Annotated in this window: 17 protein-coding genes; 7 read left to right on the forward strand and 10 right to left on the reverse strand. The window is 59.3% G+C overall.

The annotated features are described in order from the left end of the window. Positions 1 to 136: 136 nt before the first annotated feature. Positions 137 to 1636: a DEAD/DEAH box helicase gene (locus AC1D2R_RS04320; protein WP_477965099.1), complete on the forward strand. Its 1500-nt coding sequence runs from the start codon at positions 137 to 139 to the stop codon at positions 1634 to 1636. A 6-nt stretch (positions 1637 to 1642) separates the two neighbouring features. Continuing rightward, the gene (locus tag AC1D2R_RS04325) at positions 1643 to 2065 is read left to right on the forward strand and encodes an NUDIX domain-containing protein (RefSeq protein ID WP_477965101.1); all 423 of its coding nucleotides are present in this window, start codon (positions 1643 to 1645) and stop codon (positions 2063 to 2065) included. Positions 2066 to 2072: 7 nt separating this feature from the next. Here AC1D2R_RS04325 and AC1D2R_RS04330 read toward each other — a convergent pair whose 3' ends face one another. The 7 genes from AC1D2R_RS04330 to AC1D2R_RS04360 are packed head-to-tail and all read right to left on the reverse strand — an operon-like array spanning position 2073 to position 7768. Next, the gene (locus AC1D2R_RS04330; RefSeq protein WP_477965103.1) at positions 2073 to 2390 is read right to left on the reverse strand and encodes a TfoX/Sxy family protein; all 318 of its coding nucleotides are present in this window, start codon (positions 2388 to 2390) and stop codon (positions 2073 to 2075) included. Positions 2391 to 2393: 3 nt separating this feature from the next. Next, positions 2394 to 4028, reverse strand: a complete 1635-nt coding sequence (locus AC1D2R_RS04335; protein WP_477965105.1) for an NTP transferase domain-containing protein — start codon at positions 4026 to 4028, stop codon at positions 2394 to 2396. Further along, complete coding sequence (locus tag AC1D2R_RS04340) at positions 4028 to 4732, reverse strand: XdhC family protein (protein ID WP_477965107.1); 705 nt, start codon at positions 4730 to 4732, stop codon at positions 4028 to 4030. The genes AC1D2R_RS04335 and AC1D2R_RS04340 overlap by 1 nt, the downstream gene beginning before the upstream one ends. Next, on the reverse strand, positions 4732 to 5061 hold the full coding sequence (locus AC1D2R_RS04345; protein ID WP_477965109.1) for an XdhC family protein: 330 nt from the start codon (positions 5059 to 5061) through the stop codon (positions 4732 to 4734). The genes AC1D2R_RS04340 and AC1D2R_RS04345 overlap by 1 nt, the downstream gene beginning before the upstream one ends. Then, complete coding sequence (locus AC1D2R_RS04350) at positions 5058 to 6320, reverse strand: vWA domain-containing protein (RefSeq protein WP_477965111.1); 1263 nt, start codon at positions 6318 to 6320, stop codon at positions 5058 to 5060. Before AC1D2R_RS04350 ends, AC1D2R_RS04345 begins: the two co-directional genes overlap by 4 nt. A 2-nt stretch (positions 6321 to 6322) precedes the next feature. Further along, positions 6323 to 7252 carry an AAA family ATPase gene (locus AC1D2R_RS04355; protein ID WP_477965113.1) on the reverse strand — a complete coding sequence of 310 codons (930 nt, stop codon included), beginning with the start codon at positions 7250 to 7252 and terminating at the stop codon, positions 6323 to 6325. 21 nt (positions 7253 to 7273) lie between these two features. Then, positions 7274 to 7768, reverse strand: coding sequence for a flavin reductase (locus AC1D2R_RS04360; protein ID WP_477965115.1), 495 nt, complete (start codon positions 7766 to 7768; stop codon positions 7274 to 7276). Between the two features lie 170 nt (positions 7769 to 7938). Between AC1D2R_RS04360 and AC1D2R_RS04365 the strand changes: the two genes are divergently transcribed. The 4 genes from AC1D2R_RS04365 to purB all read left to right on the forward strand — a co-directional run bounded on the left by AC1D2R_RS04365 (position 7939) and on the right by purB (position 11619). Continuing rightward, on the forward strand, positions 7939 to 9021 hold the full coding sequence (locus AC1D2R_RS04365; RefSeq protein WP_477965117.1) for an ABC transporter substrate-binding protein: 1083 nt from the start codon (positions 7939 to 7941) through the stop codon (positions 9019 to 9021). Between the two features lie 37 nt (positions 9022 to 9058). Then, entirely contained in the window at positions 9059 to 9736 is a 678-nt protein-coding gene (rpe, locus tag AC1D2R_RS04370) for a ribulose-phosphate 3-epimerase (protein ID WP_477965119.1), read from the forward strand. A gap of 19 nt (positions 9737 to 9755) precedes the next feature. After that, positions 9756 to 10247 (forward strand): hypothetical protein, encoded by a 492-nt coding sequence (locus AC1D2R_RS04375; RefSeq protein ID WP_477965121.1) that lies wholly within the window; start codon positions 9756 to 9758, stop codon positions 10245 to 10247. Positions 10248 to 10311: 64 nt separating this feature from the next. After that, positions 10312 to 11619 carry an adenylosuccinate lyase gene (gene purB / locus AC1D2R_RS04380; RefSeq protein WP_477965123.1) on the forward strand — a complete coding sequence of 436 codons (1308 nt, stop codon included), beginning with the start codon at positions 10312 to 10314 and terminating at the stop codon, positions 11617 to 11619. Positions 11620 to 11642: 23 nt separating this feature from the next. Here the strand turns inward: purB and AC1D2R_RS04385 are convergent, their stop codons facing one another. The 3 genes from AC1D2R_RS04385 to AC1D2R_RS04395 all read right to left on the reverse strand — a co-directional run bounded on the left by AC1D2R_RS04385 (position 11643) and on the right by AC1D2R_RS04395 (position 13006). Continuing rightward, positions 11643 to 11879 carry a hypothetical protein gene (locus tag AC1D2R_RS04385; RefSeq protein ID WP_477965125.1) on the reverse strand — a complete coding sequence of 79 codons (237 nt, stop codon included), beginning with the start codon at positions 11877 to 11879 and terminating at the stop codon, positions 11643 to 11645. A 2-nt stretch (positions 11880 to 11881) separates the two neighbouring features. After that, positions 11882 to 12094: a low affinity iron permease family protein gene (locus AC1D2R_RS04390; RefSeq protein ID WP_477965127.1), complete on the reverse strand. Its 213-nt coding sequence runs from the start codon at positions 12092 to 12094 to the stop codon at positions 11882 to 11884. 108 nt (positions 12095 to 12202) lie between these two features. After that, a complete protein-coding gene (locus AC1D2R_RS04395) occupies positions 12203 to 13006 on the reverse strand; it encodes a DUF2189 domain-containing protein (RefSeq protein ID WP_477965129.1) in 804 nt (267 codons plus the stop codon). A gap of 158 nt (positions 13007 to 13164) precedes the next feature. Between AC1D2R_RS04395 and AC1D2R_RS04400 the strand changes: the two genes are divergently transcribed. Further along, on the forward strand, positions 13165 to 13719 hold the full coding sequence (locus AC1D2R_RS04400; RefSeq protein ID WP_477965131.1) for an RBBP9/YdeN family alpha/beta hydrolase: 555 nt from the start codon (positions 13165 to 13167) through the stop codon (positions 13717 to 13719). Positions 13720 to 14196: the final 477 nt, after the last annotated feature.

Raw genomic sequence — 14196 nt, forward strand, 5'->3', positions numbered from 1 at the left:
TTACCTCTACATCACCCGCAATCCGCCTATTCCTTGACTTCACGGCCATTTGGGCATATGTCGCGCTGCATTGCGGCATGCAATCACGCCGACTCAACCTGAGTACGGCCGAACCGGAACGGAAACAGTTTTCCCTTTGACGACATTTGCTGATCTTGGCCTGAGCCAAAAAGTGCTTTCCGCTGTCACCGACGCGGGCTACACGGTGCCAACCCCTATCCAGGCTGGTGCGATTCCGTTTGCGCTTCAGCGCCGCGACATATGCGGCATCGCACAGACGGGAACGGGCAAAACCGCTTCGTTTGTGCTTCCGATGCTATCGCTTCTGGAAAAAGGCCGAGCCCGTGCTCGCATGCCACGCACACTGATCCTGGAGCCGACGCGCGAACTCGCCGCACAGGTCGCTGAGAACTTCGAGAAATACGGAAAGAACCACCGTCTCAATGTTGCGCTGCTGATCGGCGGCGTGTCGTTTGAAGATCAGGATCGCAAGCTTGAGCGCGGTGCCGATGTTCTGATCTGCACGCCAGGCCGCCTGCTTGATCATTTCGAACGCGGCAAGCTTCTGATGAGCGGTGTCGAAATTCTCGTCATCGACGAAGCCGACCGTATGCTTGACATGGGTTTCATTCCCGATATCGAGCGCATCGCAAAGATGATCCCGTTCACGCGCCAAACGCTGTTCTTCTCGGCAACGATGCCGCCTGAAATCCAGAAGCTGGCCGATCGATTCCTGCAGAACCCCGAACGCATCGAAGTCGCCAAGCCGGCTTCTGCGGCCACGAATATTACCCAGCGTTTTATTGCCTCCCACGGCAAGGACTATGAGAAGCGCGCCGTCCTGCGCGATCTCGTTCGCGCCCAGGAAGAACTGAAGAACGCTATCATCTTCTGCAACCGCAAGAAGGACGTTGCCGACCTGTTCAGGTCTCTGGAACGCCACGGCTTCTCCGTCGGGGCTCTGCATGGCGACATGGATCAGCGTTCGCGCACGACGATGCTTCAGAGTTTTCGCGACGGTCAGCTGCAACTCCTGGTGGCGTCCGACGTTGCGGCCCGTGGTCTTGACATTCCTGATGTGAGCCACGTCTTCAACTTCGATGTGCCGATTCACGCCGAGGATTATGTGCATCGCATCGGCCGTACAGGCCGCGCAGGCCGTTCCGGCGCTGCATTCACCATCGTCACCCGCCACGACCAGAAACATGTCGACGCGATTGAAAAGCTGATCGGCGAGAAGGTCGAATGGCATAGTGGCGATCTTTCCGCGTTGCCGCCAGCTGAACCCAGCCGCGATGACGATCGCTCCCGCCGCAAGGGTCGTGAGCGGGATAAGGACCGTGGCCGGGGCAAGAGCCGCTCGGGTCATAAATCTGATATCGCCGTCGAGCATAATGACGTCGAGACGATCGAAGTAGCCGCAGCAGCACCAGTAAAGGCCGAAAGCGTGAAGCAAGAGCGCAAAGCAGACCACAATAAGCCGCACAACAACGCGCGCAACAATCGTCCGTACCCGGCAAACGATGACAACCGCGAGCGCCGCCGTTACCGCGATCACGACGATGGCCCGACCCCGGTTGGTTTCGGCGACGAAATCCCCGCCTTCATGCTGATCACGGCAAACGCCAAGATCTGATCTGCTATGGGTCAGCCAGGAACTGATTTTCCGGGCCTCGGCGTAGGCCTGGTTATTTTGCGTGATCAGAAGATCCTGCTCTACAAGCGGATGCGTGCGCCTGAAATCGGCCACTGGAGCATCGTGGGCGGCAAGGTGGATCACATGGAGCCGGCCGAACAGGCCGCCCGGCGCGAGGCCGAGGAAGAAACCGGCCTTGAAATCGTTCGTGTCGAACTGCTCGGTCCGATCGAACTCATCAGCGAAGCGGACGGGCATCACTGGATTTCGCTGCTGTTCATTGCCAAAGACTTTGAGGGCGAGCCGCAGCTTACCGAACCCGACAAGCTTTCCAGCTTCGGCTGGTTCACGCGCAGAGACCTGCCCCAGCCACTCTCGGCTTTCGCGCAGGCCGCGATTGCGCATCTCGATGCCGAAAAGTTCGCCTGAGAAACCGCTATTCGGCTCTTAGCGCCGCTTCGTAGGCAAGACGTACCCATTTCGCCATGACGTCAGGATCGTCATAGGCATCCTCTGGTATCGACCAATAGGGCATCTTCACGGGATTGCCCTTCTTTCCGTCATAGGACCACTGGGATGCACCGGCGCCCGAAAACTCCGGCGCGCTTTTCTCGTCCGCCTTCAGCAACATTTCGCCACGGACTTCCAGCGCGACAATACGGCCAAGATGATAGATCCCCTTGCCTCCGAACATGCGCTTGATCGTTACCGGCCCCAGCCCTTGAAACATCTCTTCTATTGCTGCCGCGTCCATAGTCTATTCCTTCAATATGCCGCCCGCTGCCATCACCGCCTCCGGCGTGTCGACATCCAGATGCGCGCTGTCCCCAATGTCAACATCCACAACCGGCCATCCCGCTGTTTCGACGATATGGCGTGCACCGACATCGCCCTCCAGCCGCATCACTGCGTCGTATAGCTGCCGTGGCAGAATGACCGGATTGCCGCGCTTGCCGCGCGAAACGGCACGCACGATGGCTTGGCCATGAGCCTGCCGGAAGGCGCCCATCAGGGCGTTGAGATCGGCAGTGGACACGCCCGGCATGTCTGCCAGCATCACCAGTATCCCGTCCGCCCGTCTGGCCACCTCCGACGAGAACCCGGCCGCCAGCGATGATGCGATGCCGGACGCGAAATCCGGGTTGTGAACGGCAGCCAGTTCCAATCCGGACAGAGCGGCTTCTATCTCCAAATGCCGATGCCCTGTGACGACACTCACCGTCGAAGCGCCGCTGTCGATCGCGGCAAGCGCGCAGCGCCGGACAAGCGGCACGCCATCGAACTCAGCAAGCAGCTTGTGCGCACCGCCCTCGCCCATCCGGCTCGCTCTGCCCGCAGCAAGGATTAGCGCAGCAATCTTTACCGGCGCGCCCGTATGGTCTTCCGCATCGCGCAGGCGCGGGCGCGATTGTATTTCCATGAGCAGGCCACCGACGCCCATACCGCTGATATCGAGCGCGTCGGGCTGCTCGCCAGCCAAAATGCGATCCAGCACCCAATCGAAACCATTTTCCTTGGGACTGCGGGCGCAGCCTGGCGCGCCGATCACGGGAATATCGCCAACATGACCGAGAACGAGCAGGTTTCCGGGATCGACCGGCATGCCGACCTTTATCACCTCGCCGCCCGCCCGCCGAATGGCGGCGGGGATAACATCCTCCTTATCGATCACCGCAGACGCACCGAAGACGACAACCATTTTCAGGTCTGCCCCTGGTGCATCGGCCGCATTGCGGATGGCCGCGGCGACCGGCTCCACGCGATGCGCAACCCGTGCCTCCCTCGCAAGACTGCTGCCCGACGCCGCAAGCCGCCGCGCGAGGAGACGCGCAGTCTTGTCCATCACCGCGGCCTTGAGCGAGGGGAGTTCGGTTGCGATCAACCAGACCGAATGCGCCGCAAACGGCTTGACCTGAAAAACGCTCTCGGCTTGCAACGCCTCGCAGGCGATCTCGATCTTGTCGCCGGCCACGGCGAGCGGAATGATCTTGACTGTCGCGACCATGTCGCCCTTCTTCACCGGCACATGGTCGGCAAGACAGGCAAGCGTAATGCCGCTATCAACCCTGTTCAACCGGTCGACGGCACGCCGATTGGCGACGAAAAGCCCTTCGGTCGTGGAATAGACGTTGACGCGCCCAGTCGCGGCCTCGGAGAAGCGCATATGATCGCGGACAATGGCATTCGCCAGCCTCCGCGCAGCTTCGTCCTCGCCGATGTCGCCGGGGTCGAGACGAGCTGCGATCACGTTGGACACAGCGGCGGCCCGCAATCTGGCGATATCCGCACGCCGTAGACGATGCCCCTTCGAAAGCGTCCCATCGGGCAGTTTCACGGCGTGGGCAAGCACGAAATCCTCTGCATCCTCGACAGGAAACTCGCCGAACTTCATCACAAGTCCCCTTTCGGTGACGAGAGATCACGCGATCTCAGGGATTGTACGATTTCCGCAAGGATGGCGACAGCGATCTCCGCCGGGTTCGCCGCGCCTATGGCAAGGCCAATTGGGGCATGTATCTTCTCGAGTATACCCTCCTCGGCGCCTCGGCTGAGGAGGCGCTCGAGCCGTGCCGCATGTGTCTTGCGGCTGCCGAGTGCACCGACGTAAAAGCAGCCGACCCGTAACGCCTCGAGGACGGGAAAATCGTCAATCTTCGGATCGTGGGTGACAGCGACAAGCGCCGTATAGGGGTCGAGTGGCAGATCCTTAAGTGCATCGACAGGCCAATCGGCCGTAAGGTCCACGCCTTCGAAACGTTCCGGCGTCGCAAAAGCCGTTCGCGGATCGATGACCCGTACGTCAAAGCCCGCAAGCGCTGCCATCTTGGCGAGAATCTGGCTGATATGAACGGCGCCAATAATCACAATATGGGCGGGCGGCAAATGGACATTGATGAAATATGTCCGCCCTGCCGCCTCAACGAGATTAGATCTACCGGAGCGAAAGGCGGCCTCAACAGCGGGTCTGAGGCCGATGCCCTGATCGTCCCCCTCCAGCGCGATCGTAGCGCCGCCGCTGTCGAGATCGGTAATCAAAGCCACAGCTCTGCGGTCCCTGCGTGCTTCATTGAGGCGTGCAAGGTTGGCCACATCCATCAGTCAAGCCTTTCAACATACACACGGATCCGTCCCCCGCAGGAAAGACCGGCGCGCCATGCAGTCTCATCCGCGACGCCGAACTCGAGCATCCTGCCCTTGCCATCTGCAATGACGTCCAGCGCTTCCGTGATGACCGCACTTTCGACGCATCCGCCCGAAACAGACCCTTCGAAGTTGCCGTATCGGTCGATAGCCAGATGGCTTCCGACGGGACGTGGCGCCGAACCCCAGGTCGCGATGACAGTAGCGATCGCTACATCACGCCCGCTTTTTTTCCATGCCTCCGCCACCATCAGCGGATCGAGAGCAGACAGATCTTCTGTCATGGGCCACCTTTCAGCTTTTCAAGATACCGCCGTGGATCATGCGCGCTGGATCGCTTTGCGCCGAGCGCCGCTGCGAGATCGCTGAGTGACGACAGATTGTGAACCGGACGAAATTCGTCGACATGGGGTAGCATGGCACGAACTCCGCGTGCCCGGGGCTCGAACCCATCGAAGCGAAGCAGAGGGTTGAGCCAGATGAGCCGTCGACACGATCGGTGCAGCCGGTCCATCTCTATGGCAAGCAAATCCGTTCCTTCGCGCTCCAGCCCGTCAGTGATCAAAAGCACTACGGCACCCTGCCCCAGCACCCGGCGTGCCCACAAGTGATTGAATTCCTTAAGTGTCTCGCCGATTCGCGTGCCGCCGGACCAATCTTTGACAGCGGCTGCGCATTCGTCCATCGCCTCGTCCGGGTCCTTGTGGCGCATCTGACGACTGACGTTGGTCAGCCTCGTCCCGAAAAGGAAGGTATGGACATGGCGCCTCCTCTCGGTGAGCACATGCAGGAAATGCAGGAAAATTCGCGTGTACTGGCTCATGGAGCCCGAGATGTCGGCGAGCACGACCAACGGCGGCTGGATCTCCCGGACCTCGCGATAGCGAGGCAGGATCAGCGAGCCGCCATTGCGCATTGCAGCCCGCATCGTCGCGCGGGGATCGATGTCGGCATGCCTATGCGACAGCTTGAAGCGGCGGGTGCGAACCCTGTCGAGCGGCAGCTGCAATCCAGCGAGCGCCTTCTTGGCCGCGGCAATCTCGAGCGCCGACATTTGCGCAAAGTCCATTCGGCGGAAGACTTCGCTGCCCGACATGGTGAAGCTTGCGTCGATTTCCACGTCCGGTTCATCGCGCTGCGGCTGGCTGTCCTGCCGTTCGCCGAGAAGCGCATCGCTCGCCCTGCTTTCACCGGGTCTTGGCTTCTCCTTCTCACGCGTATCCGGCGCACGGGGCGACATCATCGCAATCATCTTTTCAACGAGATTGCGCGAGCGCCAGAACAGCCGGAACGCTTCATCGAAAACAGCCTTGTCCTCGTGGCGTTTCACAAATACGGCAAGGAGCGCGGCGTGAAATTCCTCTCGCGACCCGACGCCGATCATCCCGACTGCGGCGATCGCGTCGGCAATGGCACCGGGGCCAATCTTCAGCCCGGCCCTTCTAAGCGTTCGCCCAAAGAACACGATATTGTCGGCAAAGCGTCCGTCGCCCTGCGGCTGAGGCGTAATGACGATGCCATCGTGATCGCTTGCCGCTTGCATGACTAACCTGCCGCCCGCAATTCGTCCTTCACGTCGTCGAGCACCTTCGCTCCTTCGCCGCCCTGAATTCTGGCAATGTCGTCTTGATATTTAAGAAGCGTCCCGATCGTATCCGAGATCGTTTCCGGATCGAGCGCCAGCCGGTCGAGTTCAGTCAGGGCCGTTGCCCAGTCGATGGTTTCCGCGACACCCGGATTTTTAAACAAGTCGAGCGTGCGAAGTCTCTGAACGTAGGCAACGATCTGGGCAGAGAGCGCCTCACTGCAGTCCGGCACCTTCCGCCGGATGATCTCGAGCTCCTGAGCTGCGTCTGGATAATCCACCCAGTGGTAGAGACAACGCCGCTTCAACGCGTCGTGCACTTCACGCGTTCTATTCGTCGTAATGATGACGATCGGCGGCTCGGCTGCCCTGATCGTGCCGAGCTCGGGGATCGTCACTTGGAAGTCGGAAAGGACCTCCAGCAAATAGGCTTCGAATGCCTCGTCCGTCCGGTCCAGTTCATCGATCAGAAAGACCGGTGACTTTCCCTGCGTAGAGGACAGCGCCTGAAGGACGGGCCGTCGAATGAGATAGCGCTCGGAGAAGATGTCGGATTCTATCCGGTCTCGATCCGTAAGGCCAGACGCTTCGGCCAGCCGGATCTCGAGCATCTGCGCCGGATAATTCCACTCATAGACTGCCGAGGCAATGTCGAGCCCTTCGTAACACTGCAGGCGGATCAAAGGCCGGTCCAGTGCCTTTGCGAGGACTTTTGCGATTTCAGTCTTCCCGACACCGGCCTCACCCTCGAGAAAGAGTGGACGCTTCATTTTCAATGCGAGAAAGATCACCGTAGCCAGCGCCCGCCCCGCGAGATAATCCTGATCGCCGAGCATACTGATCGTCTGATCGATCGACGACGGCAGCGACGGATGAAATTGCTCCGGCATACTTCCTCCCTTTTCAGGAGGTTATAGCGCGTGATAGTCGCGGTTCATATAGAGAAGCGCCGGCTTTGCCTCATCAAAACGCACGGCCACCACTTCGCCGAAAATGATGTGATGGGTCGTCATTTCCTTGATTTCCGTCACACGGCAATCGAAGGAGGCAAGCGCGTCGTGGAGAACGGGTGCCCCGGTCACGAGCTTGTCGAATTTGCCCGTCGCAAAGCGGTCTTCGTTGCTGAGCTGGGTGCGGCCGGAAAAGGCGTCAGCCAAGGCCTGGTGGTGGGCGCCTAAGGTATTCAGCGCGAAAATCCCGCTTCGAAAAAAGATATCGTTCTTCGGGTTGCTGTTGTTGAGGCAAACGAGCACCGTCGCCGGATCGTCCGATACCGAGCATGCGGCGGTGATGGTAACGCCACGCAACTGGTCACCGATTGCCGTCGTGACGAGCTGAACGTGCCCGCCAAAGCGGCTCATCGCATTTCGGTAAAGGCTCGGGTCGATCGGTTGTCTGTTTAGCAAAAGCATTCTCCCCCGGGCGTCGCCGGCTCGTATCTCCTCTCTATATGACGGTGATCGATTACCTTTTCTACAAACACCACGCGAAAACCCACCAATTCATGTGTTTTTCTTTGACGATCGACACCGTACGGATAAAAGAGCAGAACAAACTGCAGGGGCGTGCATCGTTTATGAATATCTCGCTTGGCTTAGGACTTCTGCCGATGCTGCTTCTGGCAGCCGGTGAATGCCATGCGGCCGGCATGACGATCGGCGTCGTTTCCCCGCAAGATGGCAATTTCGCGCCTCTTGGCGCACAGGTCGCCGCGGGTGCCGGGGCGAGGATTGCCCAGGACGGCAATACGACCGTCACGATCAAAGAAACCTGCGACGAAAACAGCGGTGCAGCGATCGCGGATGCTCTCATAGCCGCGAAGGTGCAAGTCGCCATTGGTTTCCTCTGCAGCGAAACGCTCGAAGGCGCGCTTCCGAAGCTGAAGGACGCCAACATTCCAGCCATCACTGTATCTGTGCGGTCCCACATTCTCATGGAGGATGCGGTGAAGAACGGATGGCCACTTTTCCAGATGGCACCAGCTGACGGCGCGGAAGCTGACAGGATCAGTGAGGTCATTCTGAGCGAATGGACATCTGCGCCGATTGCCTTGGTAGAGGACGGCACCATCCACGGTCGCGAATTGACTGAGGCAATCCGCAACGCGCTTGAGGAAAACGGGCTGAAGCCTGTCTTCACCGATACGTACCGTCCCGGTCAGGAACAGCAGGTCGCACTTGTCAGGCGCCTTAAAAAAGCCGGCGCAGCGAAAGTCTTCGTCGGCGGCGACAGAAGCGATGTCGCGATCATAGTACGCGACGCCAAAGCCGAAAAGATCCAACTCGATCTGCTTGGCGGAGACGCCATGCGTGCGGCCGACCAACCTCTCGCCCTTGCCGACGGTACCCTTGCCGTGACGTTGCCCGAATACGCCGAACTCGCCGAAGCGGCGTCGGCTGTGGCAGCCCTTCGCGCTGCCGGTGTCGAACCGGAGGGCTATGTGCTCCCGGCATATGCTGCCGTCGAAATTGCCACCAAGGCCGCGCAGGATGCTGCGGCTGACGATAGACCCGTCGCCCAGCACCTCGGCGGCATGCCCTTCGACACCGTGATCGGCCGGATCGCATTCGATGCCGGCCATGAACTCGCCACCAACCCTTACCAACTGTTGCAATGGCGCGCCGGGGCATTCGTTGCGCCGGATGGACCGATGCAGTAGCGCTTGCCGGCCAAGGCGACATTAACGGAGACCCACTATGACCAAGCCCATACGTATAGCGCCATCCGTGCTAGCCGCAGACTTCGCCAAGCTTGGCCAGGAAGTTCGCGACGTCACGGCGGCCGGCGCCGACTGGATCCACCTTGACGTCATGGACGGTCATTTCGTTCCGAACATCTCCTTCGGTCCCGATGTGATCAAGTCGCTGCGCACTTACACAAACGCCACGTTCGATTGCCATCTGATGATAGCCCCTGTCGATCCCTATCTTGAAGCTTTCGCCAAGGCGGGCTGCGACCGGATTACCGTTCATGCGGAGGCCGGCCCGCATCTTCACCGTTCGCTCCAGACCATCCGCAATCTTGGCAAAAAGGGAGGAGTGACGCTCAACCCGGCAACGCCGCTCTCCGTCATCGAGAACGTGCTTGACGACATCGACCTCATCCTCATCATGTCGGTAAATCCCGGCTTTGGCGGCCAGAAGTTCATCCCAGCGATGGCGGACAAGATCGCCGCCGCGAGGTCACTCATCGGCGACAGGCCGATCGACCTCGAAGTCGACGGAGGCGTGACAGTCGAGACCGCGCCGCTGATTGGCAAGGCCGGCGCCAACGTCCTGGTCGCCGGATCGGCAATTTTCAAGGGCGGTTCCGCAGAAGCCTACAAGTCGGCTATCGACGCCTTGCGCAGCGCCGCTGAAGGCCAGTCCAGTTGATGACGAAAGCGGCCTGCCGTTGATCTCGGAGCGGCTCAAGGCAGCGCGGCCGCCCTACCCAGACTTGATTGCGGGCGCCGCACTTTGGGGCGCCCAGATGCTGATATCGGCATTGGTTGCTCTCTACCTGCGCAACAGAATGGCGACGGGTCATGTCGATCATCTCGCGATCCTTTATTTTGCGGGCGGCCTGCTCGCTTGGCCTCTCGTGCTACCGGTGGGCCGATTCCTTGCCTACAGAAGACCAATCGAAACGCGCTTCGCAGCCTTCTTTGTCTCGCTCGCTGCCGGAACAATCCTGATGACGGCGTTTCTGTTCGCCATGGACTATCGTCTTTTCTATGCCCGATGGCACGCGCCTGCCGGTACGATCACGTGGGTGTTTCAGTTTCTCGTCACCAGCGTCAGCGCTGTCTATCAGTTCTCGGTGCTGGGCTTGCGGCTGTTCCTGCCCGTCGGACTGGTCTGTCTTTTGACGACGAGTTTTGCGCTTGCGAAACGCATGCGTTGAGATTGCCGTCCGTCTTTGCTACAGGGGCGCCAGAAATCCATTTTTTGAACGAAAGCAGGAAGCCATGATCCCGCGCTACTCCCGACCAGAAATGGTCGCCATCTGGTCGCCCGAAACCAAGTTTCGCATCTGGTTCGAGATTGAGGCTCACGCTTGTGATGCGCTTGCCGAACTGGGCGTCATTCCTAAGGCTGCCGCCAAGACGATCTGGGAAAAAGGTGGTGCCGCGACCTTCGACGTTGCCCGTATCGACGAGATCGAAGCCGTCACCAAGCATGACGTGATCGCTTTCCTGACCCATCTCGCGGAGATCGTCGGCCCCGACGCACGCTTCGTCCACCAGGGTATGACATCGTCAGACGTGCTTGACACTTGCTTCAACGTACAGCTGGTTCGCGCGACCGACATCCTGATCGCCGATATCGACAAGCTGCTGGAGGCCCTGAAGCGCCGCGCCTTCGAGCACAAGGACACGGTCACGATCGGCCGCTCGCACGGTATCCACGCAGAGCCCATCACCTTCGGCGTCAAGATGGCGCTCGCCTATGCCGAATTCGGACGTTGCCGGCAGCGCCTTGTGGCCGCTCGCGAAGAGGTCGCTACCTGCGCCATATCAGGCGCCGTCGGTACCTTCGCCAACATCGATCCGCGCGTTGAGGAGCACGTCGCAGCAGCCCTCGGGCTGATGCCGGAGCCTGTCTCCACCCAGGTCATCCCGCGTGATCGCCATGCGATGTATTTCGCGACGCTTGGCGTAGTTGCATCCTCGATCGAACGTCTCTCGACCGAAATCCGTCACCTCCAGCGCACCGAAGTGCTCGAAGCCGAGGAATATTTCTCGCCCGGCCAGAAAGGCTCCTCGGCCATGCCGCACAAGCGCAATCCGGTGCTGACGGAAAACCTGACCGGTCTTGCCCGCATGGTGCGCTCGTATGCTTTGCCGGCTATGGAAAACGTCGCGCTCTGGCACGAGCGCGATATTTCCCATTCGTCGGTCGAGCGCATGATCGGCCCGGACGGCACCATTACGCTTGATTTCGCGCTTGCCCGCCTGACTGGTGTTATCGATAAGTTGCTTGTCTACCCCGAGAACATGATGAACAATCTGAATAAGTTCCGTGGCCTTGTTCATTCGCAGCGCGTTCTCCTTGCCCTTACGCAAGCGGGTGTGTCTCGCGAGGATTCCTACCGCCTCGTGCAGCGCAACGCGATGAAGGTATGGGAACAAGGTAAGGACTTCCTTGAAGAATTGCTAGGCGACGCCGAAGTGCGCGCAGCACTTTCCGAAGAGGCGATCCGAGAGAAATTCGATCTCGGCTATCACACCAAGCATGTCGACACGATTTTCAAGCGCGTGTTCGGCAAGGCTTGACGCCTGGCATCATGCGAAAGCTTTCAGACGGCGCCCCTTTGTTGCGCCGTCTTTCGTTTCACCTTGGGTGCTTTCGCCGAAGCTGCTTTCTTGCGCGTGTCCGAAACTGTATTCTTGGCGGCGATGGTTGCCGAATCCTCCTGAGGCTCGTGCCCGCGTCGGCCTTTCGCCGCCTTAGCGACCAACCGGTCAAGGCTCTTCAGATCCTCTTGCTCCAGATTTTCGATCCCCAAGAATCGATTTTCGGCATGGCTCGTCAAAATTAGCTCGTCAAGCTTGGCCTGAATGGCGCGGGTGTTGTCGGCTTGAGCGTTCTGGCCATGAGAACCGTGATGATCGTCGTGCCGGTATTGATAACAAGCTGCCATGTCTCCGAAAAGTCGAAGATCGGGCCGGTTACCGCACAAACGGGACCAGAGCGACCGCAAGCATAAATGTAACCGTCTTGTCCGCCAATTCCGATGCCCCGGTGCAAAATGAGTGAACAAGTGGACTGCCGCGGCCATGGATGCCTCCCTCAAAGCTGCACAAGTAGTGAAGCTCCAAGGGAGGCGCTAGGCTCCCGGGGCTGACGCTAGGGACATCAAACCACCGGTGGAGCAATCAGCTTCCGGTAAAGGTGCCAAGTGGAGTGACCAAGGATTGGGATGACGAGCGCGAGACCGATAAACACCGGTATCGTTCCGACAACCAGCGACACAGCAACGATAAGACCCCAGCAGAAGACCGGTATCGGGTTGGTAATTGTGGCGCGAACCGACGCTTCCATAGCCGCAACAAGGCCGACATCCCGATCAAGCAGGATCGGAAACGTTACCACCGTGGTCGCAAGAACGATGATCGCAAAGCCGAGACCGAGCAGATTGCCCCAAAAGATCAGCTGCATGCCCTGCGGCGTGCCGAACACCTGGGAAGAAAACGCCGAAATCGACCTCGGAAAGACATCGCCGAAGACATTCGCATAGAGTGTCTGGGCTGCGACCAGCCAAACAACGAAGAACGCGAAGAGCAACAGGCCACCTGTGACGATCGACGGAAATGCCGGCGATCGGGTCACCTCCAATGCATGCGTCCACGAGGTGTCCATTCCGGTTTCCCGACGGCGGCTAATCTCGTAAAGGCCGAGGGCCGCAATAGGGCCGATTAAAGCGAAGCCGGCAACCAGAGGAAAGATCATTGGCAGCAAATTGGCGCTGGACGTCGCAAGCGCGAGAAACACGCCCGCGATCGGATACATCAGGCATAGGAACACATAGTGTGACGGCTTTTCCCGAAAATCATCAAATCCGCGCCGAAGCGCGTCAAAAACATCTGCAACGCCGATCTTGTTGACGACCGGTCGCGCATAAAGGTCGCTCGCCCCGGACATGACATGAAATGCCGTCATCGCTTTCTCCTCCTCAGCCAAGCAGGCCGGCGGCGAAAGGCATCGGCGAAAGCCGACACTAGAACGCAACCGGCACTGGAGGAACCATAACAAAAATCGGCGCGCTTGTCCCGCTTTCCCTTGACATTGCGATCAAGCTTTCTCACATCGGCGGCACTATGAAAGCTTCAGACGCCGATATCCTCATCATTCCCGGTTACACCAATTCCGGTCCCGATCACTGGCAGAGCCGCTGGCAGGCGAAGCTCAGCACAGCCCGCCGCGTCGAACAGGCTGCGTGGTCGAAGCCCGTCCGTGACGATTGGGTCGCTAGGATTGCCGAAGAAGTGAATGCATCGACACGTCCCGTCGTGCTGGTCGCCCATTCGCTCGGCGTGCCATCCGTCATTCATGCCATCCCGCAGTTTCGCAACAAGATCGCCGGCGCCTTCTTCGTGGCGCCGCCCGACGTTGCCAATCCCGACATCCGCCCCAAGCATCTGATGACATTCGGCCCCTATCCGCGGGAGCCATTGCCCTTCCCCACCATCACGGTCGCCAGCCGCAACGATCCTTTCGGAACCTACGAACATGCCGACGATATCGCCGCAAAGTGGGGTTCGCTTCTGATCGATGCAGGAGAATCGGGCCACATCAACGCGGAGTCTGGCCATGGGCCATGGCCCGAAGGCACGATGGTGTTCGCGCAATTTCTCAGCCGCCTGAAACCGTAGGGCGGCGCTACGCCTTCGTTGTAGAGGCGTATCCCGCCTAATCGCCTTCGCCGCGAATACAGAATACGCCCGCCAGACCTATCAGCACAATGCACTGCATGATGAACATGGGCCAATCCTGAGCCATAGCTCTTCCTCCCTGCCGTATATATAGGGCAGAAAGCCGCCAAGTGTGACCTGTCAGGCATACGAATAAAGACTTATGGCCGCGGTTGCAGGACCCCGTACAAATGACAGCAAAGCAACAACGCTGCAGCATGATGTCTAAGCAACAGTCGACGCGCGACTATGTCCGGCCGCAATAAGATTCCACGCAATACTAATGGCGATTTAAACGTAATTGAAACAATTGCGTTATCGATTGGGGTGCGAGATCTATCAATTATCAGGTTCTTTGGCCACGGTCGGCAATGGGTGCAGGCGTTTCGATTTGCATGCGAGTTTGACATGGGCCCATCTGCATTCTCAGCGCTTGCT

The sequence above is a fragment of the Rhizobium sp. P1_C7 genome, from assembly GCF_056406295.1.

Bases quoted from the DNA above. Each gene is read 5' to 3' on its own strand.
- AC1D2R_RS04325 (WP_477965101.1), top strand. From the start codon at position 1,643: ATGGGTCAGCCAGGAACTGATTTTCCGGGCCTCGGCGTAGGCCTGGTT.
- AC1D2R_RS04330 (WP_477965103.1), bottom strand. From the start codon at position 2,390: ATGGACGCGGCAGCAATAGAAGAGATGTTTCAAGGGCTGGGGCCGGTA.
- AC1D2R_RS04335 (WP_477965105.1), bottom strand. From the start codon at position 4,028: ATGAAGTTCGGCGAGTTTCCTGTCGAGGATGCAGAGGATTTCGTGCTT.
- AC1D2R_RS04340 (WP_477965107.1), bottom strand. From the start codon at position 4,732: ATGGATGTGGCCAACCTTGCACGCCTCAATGAAGCACGCAGGGACCGC.
- AC1D2R_RS04345 (WP_477965109.1), bottom strand. From the start codon at position 5,061: ATGACAGAAGATCTGTCTGCTCTCGATCCGCTGATGGTGGCGGAGGCA.
- AC1D2R_RS04350 (WP_477965111.1), bottom strand. From the start codon at position 6,320: ATGCAAGCGGCAAGCGATCACGATGGCATCGTCATTACGCCTCAGCCG.
- AC1D2R_RS04355 (WP_477965113.1), bottom strand. From the start codon at position 7,252: ATGCCGGAGCAATTTCATCCGTCGCTGCCGTCGTCGATCGATCAGACG.
- AC1D2R_RS04365 (WP_477965117.1), top strand. From the start codon at position 7,939: ATGAATATCTCGCTTGGCTTAGGACTTCTGCCGATGCTGCTTCTGGCA.
- rpe (WP_477965119.1), top strand. From the start codon at position 9,059: ATGACCAAGCCCATACGTATAGCGCCATCCGTGCTAGCCGCAGACTTC.
- purB (WP_477965123.1), top strand. From the start codon at position 10,312: ATGATCCCGCGCTACTCCCGACCAGAAATGGTCGCCATCTGGTCGCCC.
- AC1D2R_RS04395 (WP_477965129.1), bottom strand. From the start codon at position 13,006: ATGACGGCATTTCATGTCATGTCCGGGGCGAGCGACCTTTATGCGCGA.
- AC1D2R_RS04400 (WP_477965131.1), top strand. From the start codon at position 13,165: ATGAAAGCTTCAGACGCCGATATCCTCATCATTCCCGGTTACACCAAT.